The organism is Mesorhizobium sp. f-mel (genome assembly GCF_053850215.1).
This window is the reverse complement of record NZ_JBSPTO010000021.1, coordinates 42,951-58,668: the sequence shown is the minus strand read 5'-3', so window position 1 is coordinate 58,668 and position 15,718 is coordinate 42,951. Positions and strand designations below refer to the sequence as shown.

13 protein-coding genes are annotated in these 15,718 nt (G+C 60.4%); 7 read left to right on the top strand and 6 right to left on the bottom strand.

The window, feature by feature from the left end:
- The 4 genes from ACWUKX_RS22465 to ACWUKX_RS22450 form a co-directional block, all read right to left on the bottom strand.
- Complete coding sequence (locus tag ACWUKX_RS22465) at window positions 1-864, bottom strand: electron transfer flavoprotein subunit beta/FixA family protein (RefSeq protein WP_027155277.1); 864 nt, start codon at window positions 862-864, stop codon at window positions 1-3.
- Window positions 865-1,045: 181 nt separating this feature from the next.
- Window positions 1,046-1,429: a nitrogenase stabilizing/protective protein NifW gene (gene nifW / locus ACWUKX_RS22460; RefSeq protein WP_455850760.1), complete on the bottom strand. Its 384-nt coding sequence runs from the start codon at window positions 1,427-1,429 to the stop codon at window positions 1,046-1,048.
- A 60-nt stretch (window positions 1,430-1,489) separates the two neighbouring features.
- Window positions 1,490-2,668 carry a cysteine desulfurase NifS gene (nifS, locus tag ACWUKX_RS22455; protein WP_456009034.1) on the bottom strand — a complete coding sequence of 393 codons (1,179 nt, stop codon included), beginning with the start codon at window positions 2,666-2,668 and terminating at the stop codon, window positions 1,490-1,492.
- A gap of 74 nt (window positions 2,669-2,742) precedes the next feature.
- Window positions 2,743-3,063, bottom strand: a complete 321-nt coding sequence (locus ACWUKX_RS22450) for an iron-sulfur cluster assembly accessory protein (RefSeq protein WP_455850699.1) — start codon at window positions 3,061-3,063, stop codon at window positions 2,743-2,745.
- 1,170 nt (window positions 3,064-4,233) lie between these two features.
- Here ACWUKX_RS22450 and ACWUKX_RS22445 point away from each other — a divergent pair.
- Both ACWUKX_RS22445 and ACWUKX_RS22440 read left to right on the top strand, forming a co-directional pair.
- Window positions 4,234-5,973, top strand: coding sequence for an ABC transporter ATP-binding protein (locus ACWUKX_RS22445; protein WP_456009082.1), 1,740 nt, complete (start codon window positions 4,234-4,236; stop codon window positions 5,971-5,973).
- On the top strand, window positions 5,973-7,874 hold the full coding sequence (locus ACWUKX_RS22440; RefSeq protein WP_456009033.1) for an ABC transporter ATP-binding protein: 1,902 nt from the start codon (window positions 5,973-5,975) through the stop codon (window positions 7,872-7,874). The genes ACWUKX_RS22445 and ACWUKX_RS22440 overlap by 1 nt, the downstream gene beginning before the upstream one ends.
- Before the next feature lie 186 nt (window positions 7,875-8,060).
- Here the strand turns inward: ACWUKX_RS22440 and rpoN are convergent, their stop codons facing one another.
- Window positions 8,061-9,476, bottom strand: coding sequence for an RNA polymerase factor sigma-54 (gene rpoN / locus ACWUKX_RS22435; protein ID WP_456009031.1), 1,416 nt, complete (start codon window positions 9,474-9,476; stop codon window positions 8,061-8,063).
- A gap of 2 nt (window positions 9,477-9,478) precedes the next feature.
- Window positions 9,479-10,087: a redoxin family protein gene (locus ACWUKX_RS22430; protein WP_455850702.1), complete on the bottom strand. Its 609-nt coding sequence runs from the start codon at window positions 10,085-10,087 to the stop codon at window positions 9,479-9,481.
- Window positions 10,088-10,750: 663 nt separating this feature from the next.
- On the opposite strand from ACWUKX_RS22430, the gene ACWUKX_RS22425 reads away from it, so the two are divergent.
- The 5 genes from ACWUKX_RS22425 (at window position 10,751) to ACWUKX_RS22405 (ending at window position 15,569) form a co-directional block, all read left to right on the top strand.
- The gene (locus ACWUKX_RS22425) at window positions 10,751-11,446 is read left to right on the top strand and encodes a nitrogen fixation protein NifQ (protein WP_456009030.1); all 696 of its coding nucleotides are present in this window, start codon (window positions 10,751-10,753) and stop codon (window positions 11,444-11,446) included.
- Between the two features lie 141 nt (window positions 11,447-11,587).
- Complete coding sequence (locus ACWUKX_RS22420; protein WP_456009029.1) at window positions 11,588-12,820, top strand: cytochrome P450; 1,233 nt, start codon at window positions 11,588-11,590, stop codon at window positions 12,818-12,820.
- A gap of 45 nt (window positions 12,821-12,865) precedes the next feature.
- A complete protein-coding gene (locus tag ACWUKX_RS22415) occupies window positions 12,866-13,075 on the top strand; it encodes a ferredoxin (protein WP_456009028.1) in 210 nt (69 codons plus the stop codon).
- Window positions 13,076-13,245: 170 nt separating this feature from the next.
- The gene (locus tag ACWUKX_RS22410; RefSeq protein ID WP_456009081.1) at window positions 13,246-13,854 is read left to right on the top strand and encodes a nuclear transport factor 2 family protein; all 609 of its coding nucleotides are present in this window, start codon (window positions 13,246-13,248) and stop codon (window positions 13,852-13,854) included.
- A gap of 140 nt (window positions 13,855-13,994) precedes the next feature.
- On the top strand, window positions 13,995-15,569 hold the full coding sequence (locus ACWUKX_RS22405; RefSeq protein WP_456009026.1) for an SDR family oxidoreductase: 1,575 nt from the start codon (window positions 13,995-13,997) through the stop codon (window positions 15,567-15,569).
- Window positions 15,570-15,718 lie beyond the last annotated feature (149 nt).

Sequence of the window (15,718 nt, the reverse complement as noted above, 5' to 3'; positions counted from 1 at the left end):
CTAAGCTCCTTGCCCTGAGCCACCCTCGAAGGCCAATTCGTGTTCCAGCGCCGGCTGGCGCGCGAAAATTGCGGCAATCAGCTCGTCAGCGAGATCACGCAGCGCCTTATCTGCGGTGTCGATTTGCACCGCCTTTTCTGCCCGGCTGGTCGGGGCGAACACACGCTTCACGACAGTGGGCGATCCGCGAAGACCGCATTTGCCGAGGTCCCCGATACCGGCGTCGGCCGCACTCCACTTTACGATCTGACTGCGGGCGGCGCGCAGGGCATCGTGCAGCGAGCCGCGACGGATCTCGTTAATACCTTCCAGCACCGTAATGAGACAAGGAAGCTTGCTCTTCAGCTTCTGCGTGCCGCTCTCCGTACGGCGCTCGACCGTGATCTCGCGTGCATCGAGATCAAGGGAGGCGATCCTTGCGACGTAGGTGAGTTGCAGGAGGTCGAGGCGCTTGGCGATGCCCGGCCCGACCTGGGCAGTGTCGCCGTCTATTGTCTGCTTGCCGGTAAAGACGATGTCTGGCGGGCCGAACGTCTCACCGATCTTGCCAATTGCCTGAGAGAGGGCGAACGAGGTCGCCAGGGTGTCGGAGCCGGCAAAAAAACGGTCGGTCAGGAGCACCGCGCGGTCGGCGCCGTAGGTGAGCGCCTTGCGCAGTGCGTCCTCTGCCATAGGAGGACCCATGGTGAGCACGGTGACCTCGCCGCCATCGATGTCGCGTAGTGTGAGTGCTGCTTCAAGGGCGAACAGATCGTATGGGTTGATGATGGTCGGCACACCCTGGCGCATGATCGTGTTGGTCACCGGGTGGACGCGTATCTGCGCGGAGTCCGGGACCTGCTTGATACAGACGACGATATGCATGCGGTCTCTCTGGCTCCTATCGGGATGCGGCTTGGCGCTTCATCTGCTTGCAAGCACCATTCGTGCCAACCGTTGAGCATCGCTCCATACCTTTGAGCCGCGGTACTCTGCTTCTGAGGTGTGTCCGTGAGAGGCGGGTTTGTCGGCTTCACGACATTGTCGTGTCGCAACCGTGTCGCGTTCACTCCTTTCCGAACGGTTTCAGGATGGAATCGAATGGGACGAAGGGGCGGCCCGGCGTGGCGGGGCGATTTGGATCGTGGTCTTTGAGCACCTTGAAGACCCGGTGCCTGAGCGGCGAGGACGTCGCGAAGTCCTCATAGGCCCGTTCCAGTGTCGCGCGCGCGCGCGCCGCGATCACCTGGTCGGTGAGACCGGAGAAATCCTCTTCGGCGAGATATTGGCCCATGCGCTTCATGATGTGGAGCCGCGAGACATCGAGCACCTTCGGATCATAGGAGACGCCAAGGGCCACGAAGAACTCCTCCGCAGCAGACAAGCCTTTCAGCCGCGTGAGAATGTCGGTGACGTCGATGATTGGCCTTTCGGTGGAACAGTGGCTCATTGTAAACTCCCTGGTAATGATGGTCTCGGGCTCGGCTTCCTTCTCGACCAAGATCCGCATTCAAATCCCATCGCCGTTTCCGGTGCAGGCCGGGAAGGGATCACGGAGCTTCGCCACGAGTGCGGGCACGACCTCGAGCACCCGGTCGATTTCCATCCCGTTGTTGTCGCGCGACAAGGAGAAGCGGATTGCCCCTTGTGCCGCGCTGCTGGCAACGTTCATTGCTTTCAGGACATGGCTGAGCTCCTGCGAGCCGCAACCGCAGGCCGAGCCAGAGGAACAGGCGATCCCCTCGCGATCGAGAAGGAGCAGCAGGCCATCGGCCTCGACATTCTCGAACGCGATGTTGGTCGTATTCGAGAGCCGATCCAGCGGATCGCCGGTCACGAAAGCGTCTGGAATGCGCTGGAGAAGCCCGCACTCCAACCGATCGCGGAGAGACTTTATGAGCTTGCTGTCCTCAGCCATGAATTTCATGGCAAGTTCGGCTGCCTTGCCAAGCCCAACGATGCCAGGGGTATTCTCCGTGCCGGCGCGCCGGTTGCGCTCCTGGTGCCCGCCCTTGATCAGCGAACGGAAGTGCACGCCGCGCTTCACATAAAGTGCACCGATCCCTTTGGGGCCGTGCAACTTGTGACCGGAGAGCGACAGCATGTCGATTGCCGTCGATTTCAGGTGGATCGGGAGTTTACCGACCGCCTGCACCGCGTCCGTATGGAACAGGGCACCGACTTCCTTGGCCAATTCAGCAAGCTCGGCGGCAGGGAAAATCGTGCCGGTCTCATTGTTCGCCCACATGATCGAGACGATTGCCACGTTCGTGGTCAGCGCCGCCTTATAGGCATCGACGTCGAGCCGGCCACGGTCATCGACCGGGATCTTGTGCACCTTGAGGCCGCACGTCTTCTCAAGATGCTCGCACAGCTTCAGCACAGCCGGATGCTCGACCGCGGAGGTCACGATCTCTGTGCGGTGAGGCATTACCCCCAGCGCCGAAAGGATCGCCGCATTGTTGCTTTCCGTTCCGCCCGATGTGAAGGCGATCTCATCGTCGAATTCCGCGCCGATCAGCGCTTGCACCTGCTGGCGCGCCTTTTTCATGGCCACGCTCACGGCAGCGCCAAATCCGTGCTTTGACGAAGGATTGCCGAACTGATCCATAAACAGCGGCCGCATTGCTTCATAGACTGCAGGATCCACTCGCGTGGTCGCGTTGTTATCGAGATAGACCGGCCTCATGAAGCTCTCCTTAGCTGACCGAAAACACGCATTAGGGCAGACCCGAACGTCGACGGGTCTCTTCTCTCAGGCCATCAGCCGAAGGACTTCCCACAAGCGCATTTTTCACGTCCGTTCGGGTTATCGAAGACAAAGCCAGAGGATTCGAAGCTGGTGACGAAATCGACCGTCATACCGGCGACATGGAGTTGCGAGCTTACGTCCACGAACACCCTGACGCCGCCTGTCTCGATGATCGCATCGCCCTCACGTGCGAGGCTCTCCAAGCCCATCAGATACTTCAGTCCCGCGCAGCCGCCCCCCTCGACTTTAATGCGCAGGCCTTCCGCCGGCTCCTCGGCTTGGGAAAGCGCGGTCCTTACCGCGGTGACAGCATTTTCGGTGAGCGTGATCATGGGACGCCTTCTCCTCGAGTGCGCGATGCGTTCGCCGATGGCGACGCATGTGCCGTGCCAAGGAGAAAGGTGTTTTCTAAAACAACGTGATGTTTTTAGCACCGGCACGTCGCAGGTCGTAAATCGTCGGACATCGCACAACACGCAGCCGGTGCGATGGCGTGGGTAGGGCTTTTCCCGCGCATCCGCTCTTTCCCTAGAAATGCTGGGCACCAAACACCCACTGTCGGCTTTGTCGAACCCACAACATCGCGGTGGCCCGCCAGCCTCTCTTCAAGCCATTGAATAATCTGGAAAGCTGTTCTGTGAGGCTCTTTCGAGGCAGTTGGCATAAGTTTTGATGCTCCTTCGTTGCGAGGCGGCAAGAAAGCGACCGCCATTCATGTCACCCGTGACATCGCAGCGAAGGAAGGACAGCATCATGTCAGGTCTGCCTCAGATCCCCATTCAATGGGCCTCGTGGCATTTACATTGGCCACCTCCCAAAACACGTTCGCCGCCATTGTCGACCTTCGGCAAAAGATCTTGATCATCAGCTGCGACCCATCGCCGATTCCATCGGCACACCGCCGCTTCTGCTTCGACGTTTCGGAGCGCGCAGAGACCGGTAGCGAACTGATTGACGATGAGATCGCAGCCATAAAGATCGATGCCGGCGAGGCGACTACAATGGAGTCAGCCGGCTTTCGCGTGGCGAGCTGCGGGACGTCCTGCCCCGCAGTCTCCTACCCTTATCACTACCAGCGGTCTTCGCCTTCGAAAAGCTGATCGACCCCGATTCGATGTGGATGCGATCGCATACCCGCCGCCGACCCATTGGGCCGCGGTATGGCAAAGATCATCCGACGCAGTGCCGTCTCAATGACCATCTCGAAGGACTCGCGTCTTTCGATCACGCCGAGCTCAGCCGTTCACCTGCTCGTCACGCTGAACTTTAACGCCGGGAACATCGGAAAAATGGAACGCCAACCTTGGGTAATTGTGCTCCAGCAAGTGCTTGTGCCGGTAGGCCGCCCAACGTGCTCGCCAGTGCTGCGGCAAACAGATCTGGAACTTACGCCCGTGAACAGTCATGCCGATGGCGCAGCAAACAATCCGAGGAATCCGTTCGCACATGTCGAGGCGGCGGGCTGGGGCCAGGGCCTGAGAACGCTCACGCGTATTACCTATATGAATTTGCGTCACCGGTGGCAGGTTGCTTTCGCTATTGGATCGACGGTCATCGCCGCAACCCTCCAGCTGCTCATTCCTAAACTGCTCGGTCAGGCCGTTGACCAGGTCCGGATCGGTGAGGCCATCTCCGGCGGTGCCGTCGAACAAGCGCTTTGGATATCGGCTCTCCTGCTGCTCGCCGTCAGTGTGCTGCGCGGCCTATTCACGTTGGCGCAGAACTACTTTGCCGAATCGGTCGGGCATCACTTCGCCTATGAGCTGCGGCTCGCCTGCTATGAGAAGATCCAGCGCCTCAGCTTCTCCTTTCACGACCAGGGGCATTCAGCCGATCTCATCACCATCTGCATGCTCGATCTCGAAGGTGTGTGCTGGTATTTCTCCACAGCGCTGGTCCGCGCTGTCCTGCTGGCCATGTTAATCGGCATTGGCGCCTACATTCTGCTCTCCACCAATCTGGAGCTCGGTGTTCTGGCGCTGAGCTTTGTGCCCTTCGTCGCATGGCGCTCATCGCGAACCCAGCTCAAGCTGCGCGCCACCTGGTTCGAACTGCAGGGGCGGCTCTCTGTTCTGAGCCGCGTCATGGAGGAAAATCTCTGCGGCATCCGCGTTGTCCGCGCTTTTGCCGCACAAGCCTATGAGATGCTGAAGTTCGAGCGTGCCTCCAAGAACGCGCTCGCACTTGCCCAGGAACGCGCCGACATCTACGCGCGCGACACTTCGGCGATGACCTTCTCCTTCTTGTTTGCCATGGGGCTGGTCCTCTGGATTGGCGGCAGCAAGGTCATCGCCGGTGAGATCAGCGTCGGAACCCTCACGACCTTCCTGACATTCATGACCGTCCTGCAAATGCCGGTCCGCCAAATCGGTTTGATGATCAACGCTTTCGCTCGCGCTTCGACATGCGGTTCACGTCTGTTCGGCTTCCTCGACCTGGACATCACGATTAAGGACGCACCCCACGCTAGTCCCCTCGAGATCAGCGAGGGCACTGTGCGCTTTGATAATGTCTCGTTCGCTTATCCTGGCGCTGAAAACCGCCAGATCCTGCGGAATATCAGTTTCCAGGCCCGTAGAGGTGAGACTGTCGCTATCGTCGGTCCACCTGGCTCGGGCAAGTCGACAATCGCTCACCTGATCCCGCGTTTTTACGATGTCACCGGCGGCACCATCACGCTTGATGGGCAAGACATCCGCAATGTCACTCTTTCCTCGCTTCGCACGGCGGTCGCGGTCGTGCAGCAAGATCCATTCTTGTTCACCACAACGGTGGAGAACAACATCGCTTATGGAGACCCCTGGGCCAACGAATCGCGGATCGAGCGCGCAAGCGAATCTGCCCAGCTGCACAACTACATCCTGGGTCTGCCCGCTGGCTACAAGACGGTCGTGGGCGAACGTGGCGTTTCCCTCTCGGGCGGCCAGCGCCAGCGTCTCACAATTGCCCGCGCGATGATGCTGCGCCCATCAGTCATTGTTTTTGACGACTCGACCGCGGCGATCGACGCGGCCACCGAACAGCGCATTCGCTCGGCCATGCGCCGTTTCGCCAAAGACCGCGTGACGATCATCATTGCCCACCGGCTGAGTTCCGTCATGCACGCCGATCAAATCCTTTTCGTTGAAAATGGCGAGATCGTCGAGCGCGGGACTCATGAAGAACTTCTGGTCAATGCAGGGCGCTATGAGGCTCTTCACAATCTTCAGACGCGCCCACGCGATGATGACGGCGCGAACTGATGTCGCAGATCGCCGACGCTGAAAGCGAACGCAACGGTGTCCGCGACGGTACGCGCCCGCCGCGCGCTGTCGTCGGCTCGCATCGGATCGAAGACGAGGTGTTCGGACAGGCTTTTGACAAGAACATTGTTCGGCGGATCTGGGCATTCGTTGAGCCTTACCGGATTAAGGCTGTTATCGCGGTTGTCGCAGTCCTGATCTGCGCCGGCGTGCAGCTTCTCATCCCGCTGATCATCCGCTACGCGGTCGAGCACGCCATCACTCCGGGAAGCCGCGATCGCTCTGCGCTGCTTGCGGCCGCTGGCGCCTTTTTTCTCGCGATTCTGGTCAATCGCGTTGCCAGCTACATGCAACAGAGCGTGATCGGCAAAATGGTCGAGGTTGTGCTCTTCGACATTCGCCGCGCCATGTTCGGCCATCTGCAGAAGGTGTCCCTTTCCTTTATGGACCAGACCGAGGTCGGACGTCTGATGTCGCGACTCCAGGGCGATGTCAGTTCAATCCAGGAATTTCTCGAGACCTCAGTGCTTTCGGTGGGCGATATCGCCCTTCTATTCGGCATCATCTTCGTCATGCTGTGGCTGGACTTATCGTTGGGGCTCCTTACGCTTTCGGTCTTGCCAGTCCTCTTCATCGTCCGCATGGTCTGGCTGCCGAGCGCCCGCAATGCCTTCATGGCCGCGACTGAGACCAACTCGGCCACCAATGGCGCGCTGGCCGAGGCCATTCATGGCGTGCGGGCCGTCCAATCCATGGATCGCCAGCAGGTCAACTTTCTCCTCTATGACGACAAGGCCCATGCCAATCTCAAGACGCAACTGACAGCTGCCAAATACGCCCAGGTCATGGTGCCGATTGTCGATACCCTCACGGGCCTTGCCATGGCCGCCATCGTCCTGGGCGGTTCAAAGGTCGTGAACGACCCCACTGATGTGGGCGTGACCATAGCATTCCTGTTTTATATCCAGCGCTTCTTCGACCCGATCCGCTCGCTCACGCTGCAGTATTCTGTCATGCAACGCGCAATGGCGTCGGGCAAACGGCTGACAGAGGTGCTCGACCTGGACATCGAGATTCAGGACAAGCCGGACGCCAAGGCGCTTTCGCCGCAGATGGACGGTTCGGTCGAATTCAGGAATGTCACTTTCGGCTACGATCCCAAACATCCGGTGCTGAAAAACATTTCCTTGAAGATCAGCCCCGGGGAGACGGTCGGTCTGGTTGGCCCAACCGGTTCGGGCAAATCGAGCGCCATGGCACTCGTTCACCGCTTCTATGACGTCCAGCGCGGCCAAGTGCTGGTCGGCGGACATGATGTGCGCGATCTGACCCAGGAATCGCTCGGACGGCAGGTCGCCATGGTCCTGCAGGAGCCGTTCCTCTTCACGGGGACGATTTTCGACAACATCCGCTATCACAGGACGGACGTGACGCGCGACGCGGTGATCGAAGCCGCCAAAGCCGTCGGCGCCCATGACTTCATTGTGAGCCTGGCCGGCGGCTACGATGCCCCTTTAGGCGAGCGCGGCGGCAATCTCTCGCTCGGCCAGCGCCAGCTCATCAGTTTCGCTCGCGCTCTCGTGGCCGATGCCAAGATCCTGGTCCTCGACGAGGCGACCGCCAACATCGACAGCTACTCGGAAATGCTAATCCAGAAAGCTCTGACAAAGCTTCTGGAAGGTCGCACCGGCTTGGTGATTGCCCACCGTCTTGCCACGATCCGCGATGCCGACCGCATCATCGTGCTGCAGAACGGAGAAGTGATCGAAACCGGCAACCACGATCAGCTGATGGCCATGGGCGGGCTGTACTTCAAACTCTACAATCTCAATTATGCCTCGTTCGACGACCTTCCCGAGGAGCAACTCGATATCACCGCGCAAACGGGGGGCCGAACTTGATGCCGCGGGCAGCTGTTCACGCGATTGCCAGGACCGGGTTCAGCACCCGGCGGAGCGACCGCACCCCAGCGGGGCGCGACCTGAGCCGGACAAACGCCACAGCCACCTCTCACACCAATCAAGAACGCCCTCGACTTGAATCATGAAGCTTTCGCCGCGGGGACGAGCGGGCAGATTTGATTGCCATCAACGCCAGCCACGCTTCTCCCGGCGCCGTTGCACGGAGGAGGGGATGTTCATTGCCTCCCGGTATTTCATGACGGTGCGGCGAGCAAGGTCGATGCCGTTTTCCCTCAGCCGCACAGCAATGTCCTCATCGGAAAGCACGGCATCTTCTGCGGCGATCATCGCCTTGATCTGATGGCGAACGGCTGAGGCGGAGTGGGCGTCGCCGCCTCCGCAAGAGCCGATGGCGACGCTGAAAAAATATTTCAGTTCGAACACGCCACGCGGCGTGGACATGTACTTGTTCGACGTCACCCGGCTGACAGTCGACTCATGCATGTTGATAGCATCAGCGACGGTTCTGAGATTGAGGGGCCGCAGATGCGCCACGCCATGTCTCAAAAAGGCATCCTGCTGGTGCACGATCTCAGCGGCCACCTTAAGGATCGTCTTTTTGCGTTGATCGAGGCTGCGGACAAGCCAATGCGCGTTCTCCATGCATTCGTTTAGGAATGCCTGATCCTGTGGGTTATGGGCGGTGAGCCGCGAGACTTTGACGAAATAACTTTGGTCGATCAGCACCTTGGGGAGCGTGTCAGGATCAAGTTCGACATTCCATCCACCTTCGCGCGACGACTGCACCCAGACCTCAGGTTGTATTTGTTCCGGCCCTCCTGATTGGAATCGGTTGCCAGGCTTGGGATCGAGCGCATGCAGTTCGTGCAGCATGTCTACAAAGTCGTCGTCATCGACCCCGCAAAGCCGCTGCAATGCCTTGAAGTCACGGTCAGCAAACATCTCGAGATTGGCCACCAAAGCTGCCATCGCTGGGTCGAACCGGTCTTGCTGACGCAACTGTATTTCAAGGCACTCGCCGAGAGTTCGCCCAAATAGCCCCGGTGGGTCAAAAAGCTGCAAGGCTGCCAGAACCCTTTCCACGACAGACAGGGGAACATTCAGGATTCCCGCCAACTCCAAAAGGTCCACCCGAAGGTACCCGATGTCGTCCAGATGATTGGCAAGCGCGCCGGCAATCATCCGCTCCTGTGGGTTGAACGCGGTGAAGGCGATCTGGCGAGCGACATGTTCGAGCAGTGTTTCGGGATTGGCGACATAGCTTTCCGGGGTATGGTCTTCCCCTGACCCGGCAGCGGGTTTGTCGCGCGTTGACTTCTCTTCCCTGAGCCGCTCAGAAGGCTCGGCCCCGTTTTCGCGTTCGCCCCTGGGCGGATCCTCGCCCAAAACCGACGGGACATCACCATCAGCCTCACTGTCGTTTGGAGCCAGCTCCAAAAGGGGGTTCTTCTCGACTTGCTGCTCTACGAATTGGCGCAGTTCAATATGCCCCAGTTGCAGTAACCGAATCGACTCGATGAGTTGAGGTGTTAGAACCAGAGATTGCTTCTGGCTCTGAAGCAGGCTTGCTGAGGGCTTCATGATTATCGCAATGCCCCTAGCGTGCGCGCAACCGGGCTCTGTGGGACGTTGACTCCACTAGGCCATACCGCGGCCGTGGTTTTTGCGCCCCTCAGGGTTTCAAGAATGTTCTGCGGGGACGAGACGCCATAGGGGTCGGTTTCGCAGTTGTCGGAGAAACCTTCCTCCTCGAACCATTGCTCCACCACACCATCGTTGATCACGGCGGCGTAACGCCAGGAGCGCATGCCGAAGCCGACATTGTCCTTGGCCACCAGCATACCCATCTTGCGCGTGAACTCGCCCGAGCCGTCCGGAATGAGCTGAACTTTCCGCAGCCCCAGGGCCTTGCCCCAAGCATTTATGACGAAGGCGTCGTTGACCGAGACACAGTAGATCGCCTCAACCCCCTCTTTCTCGAACTCATCATAGAGCGCTTCAAAATCCGGCACTTGGTAAGTCGAGCAAGTCGGCGTGAAGGCACCAGGCAGCGAGAACAGGATGACGCGCTTGCCCCTGAAATAGTCGTCGGAAGTTTTGTCATCCCAGCGGAACGGATTTGGCCCGCCAATAGATTCGTCGCGAATACGTATGCGAAACGTCGCGAAGGGAATCCTCTTGTTCACGGTCATCAAGTATTGCTCCTATAGAAGGGAAACTGGCGCAGTGCTTCTCTGTGGGGTCGACGCAACATCGACACTGGCCGGCATGGGTCAGGCGTTCTGGGGCCCGATCCTTGCCGTCTGCGGCAACGGTCAGGCTCCCGCTCTTCGGCACCCGGCGACGTCGATCTGGGTGACTTAGGTTCTCTGGCACGCCTTCTACGGCCATGCCGTTGGAAGGGGTATCGACGACGAATTGCTTGTCCTCGAGTGGTGGCCAACGTAGCCGCCAAAGGCGGTCGCATATGCGTTTGTCCAGCATTCAAGCCACATCGACATTGCCCCTCGCTCTGCAAGGCTCATCTCCTCGGTCCGTGAAGCGTTCGCTCATCTCCATGCACGGATCGTGCCAAAGGAGAAATCGCTTCTGAAACAAGGTGGCGGTTCCAATTTGCTTTGTCGCATGTCGGACATCGGCGTCGGGTTTGTCGAATCGGCGACGCTCGTGTCGTCCGCGTTCTTCTGCGCTCCCACTAAACGCACGAGAAATGCCTTCCAGGTTCTTGTTGTGTCGCTGGCGGCGCAGTTGGCACGGCGTTTGAATCTGATCACCACGAGCGGCTGGACGCTGCCGGTAGGCTTTCAGGTCGCGGGCGACATCGCGGGTCGAGGCAACGAAGCAGGGAAGCAAAAATGTCAGGTCAGTCCCACGAGGGCATTATTTGGAAAACGGGCGTCACCCGCCGAGTTCGAACGCCCTATCGCCCTGATCGGTTACCACACGCACAGTCACCCGGCGCCGGCCAATGGCCTTCGATCGATCCGGCGGTCAGGTTCGACGAGCATGTCCTTGGCTGTGTCCTCTCAAGAGCGCTCGAGGAGATCAATGCCGGCGAGGCGACCGCGACACAGGCAACCGGCCTTTCGCGTGCCGATCTGCGTGATGTCCTGACGGACCGTTTCCGCCATCTCCCTATCAGTGCGTTCGCCCTGGAAGAGGCGACCGACGTGGAGCCGGAGATGGAGGAACAACTCCTACGCGACCTGCTGCTGGCGCAGGCCCGGCCGCAAGATCCGGCGAGCGCCCGGTTTGCCAAAATTATCGCCCGGCGCGCCATGCGCGATCACCATCTCTGGCAGGATCTTGGCCTATTCAACCGGGCCGAACTCAGCCTCTTGCTCGCTACGCATTTTCCGGGACTGGCAGCCGGCAACACCAAGAACATGAAATGGAAGAAGTACCTTTACCGCATGCTCTGCGAGGCTGAAGGCCTTTCCATATGCACTGCGCCTAGTTGCCGCCAATGCAATGATTTCGAAAGCTGCTTTGGCTCGGAGGAAGACGAAAGCTGCCTTGCACGGATCAGGAACGACATCGGCCTGAATTAAAAGCTGCTTCCGTCAGAGGTATGAGGCCGCCAGAGCTCACACGGCGGTGTCGCTGGGAGGAGGGAAGTTCCATCGCTTCGCACTTGTGACAGTGCGCTCGAGCCGGAGGCCGAACCCCATACGGTCCCAAGGAGGCGTCAGATGAGGAAAAATGAAGGTACGAGCAGTCCGGTCCCGGACCATGTCCCGCTCGAACTGGTAAGGGACTTCAGCCTGTTCACGTCGCCTGGGATGCCACCCACGGCCAACGGGGATCCCCACGCAGCCGTGGCCTGCGTCCATGCCGGGCCACCGATCTTTTACGCCCCCCACAACACGCGCGATGGCCGGGGTACCTGGGTCATCACGCGCGCCAGAGACCAGCGCAGGGTGCTGCAGGACACCGAAACCTTTTCCAGCCACCGCAGCATCTTCGCCTCCGCGCTCGGCGAAAACTGGCCGATGATCCCACTCGAACTTGACCCACCGGCTCATGGTATTTTTCGTTCACTACTCAACCCACTGTTTTCACCCCAGCGGGTAAGAGCGCTGGAACCAGCTGTCCGGGAGCGGGCGATCGCACTCATCGACAGGATCGCCGCCTCTGGCACAAGCTGCGATGTCATGAAGGATTTCGCCTTCCCTTTCGCGGTTAACATCTTTCTTCGTTTTCTCGGGCTATCCGACCACCGCCTCGACATATTTGTCGGCTGGGGGAAGGATCTCCTCCACGGCGAGCCTGTCAAAAGGTCGGCAGCGGCCCAGCGGATTGTCTCTTTCATCGACGACCTTGCAGCCCTGCGCCGCAAGGTACCTGTCGGTGATTTCATGACCTTCGTCGTGCAGGCTAAGGTCGAGGGTCGCCCGCTGACCGACAAGGAAGTCCGCGGCATCGGCGTGCTCGTGTTCGTCGCGGGGCTCGACACGGTTGCCGCAGCGATAGGCTTTGATTTGTCCTATCTTGCGCGCAATCCGAAAGACCAGGAATGGCTGCGGAGCAAGCCCGAACGCATCGTGCTGGCAGCCGAAGAATTGCTGCGCGCCTTTCCGACCGTGCAGATGCTCCGCGTGGCAACCAAAGATATCGACTTCGAAGGCGCGCCCATCCACAAGGGCGACTATATTTCCTGTGCCACGATGATTGCCAATCGTGACCCGACGGAATTCGCATGCCCCGACACGGTCGATCTGGCACGAGAGGAGAATTGCCACACCGCCTTTGCCCATGGTCCCCACCGCTGCCTTGGCTCACACCTTGCACGGCGCGAGATTGTCATTGGCCTGGAGGAGTGGCTGGCGCGCATCCCGTCGTTCCGGATCAAGGAAGGTACAGCGCCCATCACCCACGGCGGCCATGTGTTCGGGATCGAAAATCTGATCCTGGATTGGTGCTGACCAACGCCGTCCCCGAGCCGGGAGAACAAATATGGAGCTCGTGCCATGCGCATCATCGTCGACAAGGCCAAATGCCAGGGGCACGCGCGATGCTGGGCACAAGCACCGGACGTCTTCAAGCTTGATGACGAGGGCTACATCCTGCCCGGTGACATCAAGGTGGCAGTGGGAGACGAACCGCTGGCGGCAAGGGGCGCGCGATCCTGCCCCGAACGTGCACTGGAAATCGATGGCACGGCCGCAGCCGATTGGTGACCGTCTTTGTCATCGGGCGTGTCGCGGCTTGGCCGCATCAGGCCGCGCCCAAGACACGCAAACAGCCAGGCGAGGGGCGGTCCACCGTGTCGATCGAGCGCCGAACAATCGTTGTTGCGCAACTGAATGCGCCAAAACGCCTCTTCCAACTTAGAACTTGGGACAAAGCAATGGACCATGCAAAAGTTATCGAACTGCTCGACCGGGAGGCCATCCGCGATTGCCTTTATCGGTACTGCCGCGGAATAGACCGCGCCGACGAGGCGGCACTGCGCAGCGCGTACTGGCCCGATGCGCATGACAATCATGGTGCCTATTGCGGCCCGGCCGAGGGGTTCATCCAGTTTGCGCTGGATATCTTCAAGACCCGACCTCGCTACGTCCATCAGGTCACGAACATCCTGATCGATTTCATCAGCCCGGCTAAGGCCGCCGTCGAGTGCTATTTCACCGCGCTTCAACGCGGACCCGACAAGGCCGGCGAAATACGCCAGGAGCTTCTCTGCGGCCGCTATTGCGATGTGTTTCAGAAGCGGGAAGGGGCGTGGCGCATTGCCGAACGGACGGTGGTCTACGACTGGCAGGAGGAGCAGATCCCGCCGGCGGGCTTCGAGCCAGAGCGGTTCGGGCCCCGGCAGCCGGTCGGAGCACCGCATCCAGTCGACCCGGTCTACGCGCTCGCCGCGCGCTGCGGCGGAGGCGAAAAACTAGGACTGTGCTGCAATGTCCCATCCCCTCTTCCGGCGGAGGCCTGTCCGCTTGCCATGCTGCGGAGATAATGGGTGACCCAGAGCGGACCGGGCCCACTTGGGGCGGAAATGAACTGTCACCAGGACGTGCTTCTGTGCCGAAACCGATCCTTCCGTCACATGGCGTCGCAGGGCCGAGATCGGTGGGCGCTGATGGCAGCGAAGCTCTCATGAAGCCGCTGGCAGCACGCATCGTGATCATAACAGGCGCTGCAGGCGGGATCGGCCGTGTCCTGGCCGATACGCTTGCCGCGGATGGAGACGTCGTCGTTGCCGTAGACCTTCCCGGCAGGGGGGTGCTTGAACTGGCCCGCCATCTCGGCCGCCCGCATCTCGGCCTCGAGTACGATGTCTCGAAAGAAGACGACATCCTTGCGCTTTACCGCCGGGTCGAAGCACAGTTCGCGCGGATCAGCGTACTCGTCAACAACGCGGGTATTGGGCCCACCGTGGACGCGACTGTCGACACCAGTATCGAATCCTTCCGACGCACCCTGGCGGTAAACCTGATCGGGCCCTTCGTCATGGCCCGCGAAGCAGCGAGGCGGATGCAGCCGGGCGCTGTCATCGTCAACGTCGCCTCGATATCGGGCTTGGTCAGCAATCCCAAGCGCCATGTCTACGCTGCGTCGAAAGCTGGCCTGATCTCCTTCACGAAATCTTTGGCGTGCGAGTGGGCTTCGCGCGGCATTCGCGTCACGGCGGTAGCACCGGGCTATGTGCGCACTTCGATGACCGCGGCACTTGAACGTGACGGCAAAGCGGACCTGGCGGCGGTGCGCCGCCGCGTGCCGATGGGGCGCGCGGGGCGCCCCGACGAGGTCGCCCGGGCCGTACGATTTCTGGCCAGCCCGCAAGCGAGTTACATCACCGGTTCGGTGCTGACGGTTGATGGTGGTTGGATGTCCTTCAACCAGCCGGGCGATGCACATCCGCCGGTGGATGGGACGCCAGGAGCCGAACTCTCCCGTCCAGCCGAGCACACCGGCGCGCGGACCGTGCTTGTCACGGGCGGGGCAAAGGGCATAGGCGCGGCCGTCGTTCGTCGCTTTGCCGCGAACGGGGACACCGTAGTGATTGCCGACAGAGATCGCACTGCCGCGACAGAACTCGCTCGATCGCTCGGCGGCGAGCATGTCGCGAAAGCCGTGAACCTGAACGTCGAAAGCGACGTGGTGGCGCTGTTCGACGCATTGAGGGGGCGCTTCGGCCGGTTGGAGGTCCTCGTCAACAGTGCTGTTGTTGCCAACATGTCGGCGGTCGACCAAATGCCGGCACAGACCGAACACGTTCTTGATGTGACTCTTACCGGCGCCCTCACTTGCGCGCGTGAGGCGATCAAGATGATGCGCCCCGGAGGCATGGTCCTTCATATTGCACCGTTCAACACCTCTCTGCCCTTGGCACCGCGCCATGCATATGCGGCATCCAAGGCGGGGTTGGAAATCCTGACCCGGTGCATGGCGGCCGAACTGGGTCCGGACGGCATTCGGACGGCCACCGTCGCTCCTGGCTACATCCGCACGCCTGGCAGCAGCATCGACCCGAAAGCGATCAGCCGGCGCATCCCGATGGGCAGGATGGGAGAGGCGGAGGAGGTCGCGGACGCAGTGCTGTTCCTCGCTTCGCCAGACGCTTCATACATCAACGGCTCGATCCTCTACGTGGACGGCGGTTGGACTTCGTTCGGCGCTGCAGGATTCGCCAGCGAACGCGATCAGGAGTCAACCGAGGACTTGGAATGATTGTCGACTGAGCTGGCGGGCTGCGGCTGGTGCACGGAAGCGCGGCGCAAGGCGAGGCCGCATTAGCGCCAACCTTCCGGGCGCGGCTGCGATCGCCGAACCGGAAGCGGCTTGCCGCAATCGTGGTGGACTGAGCCACCACGAAGACA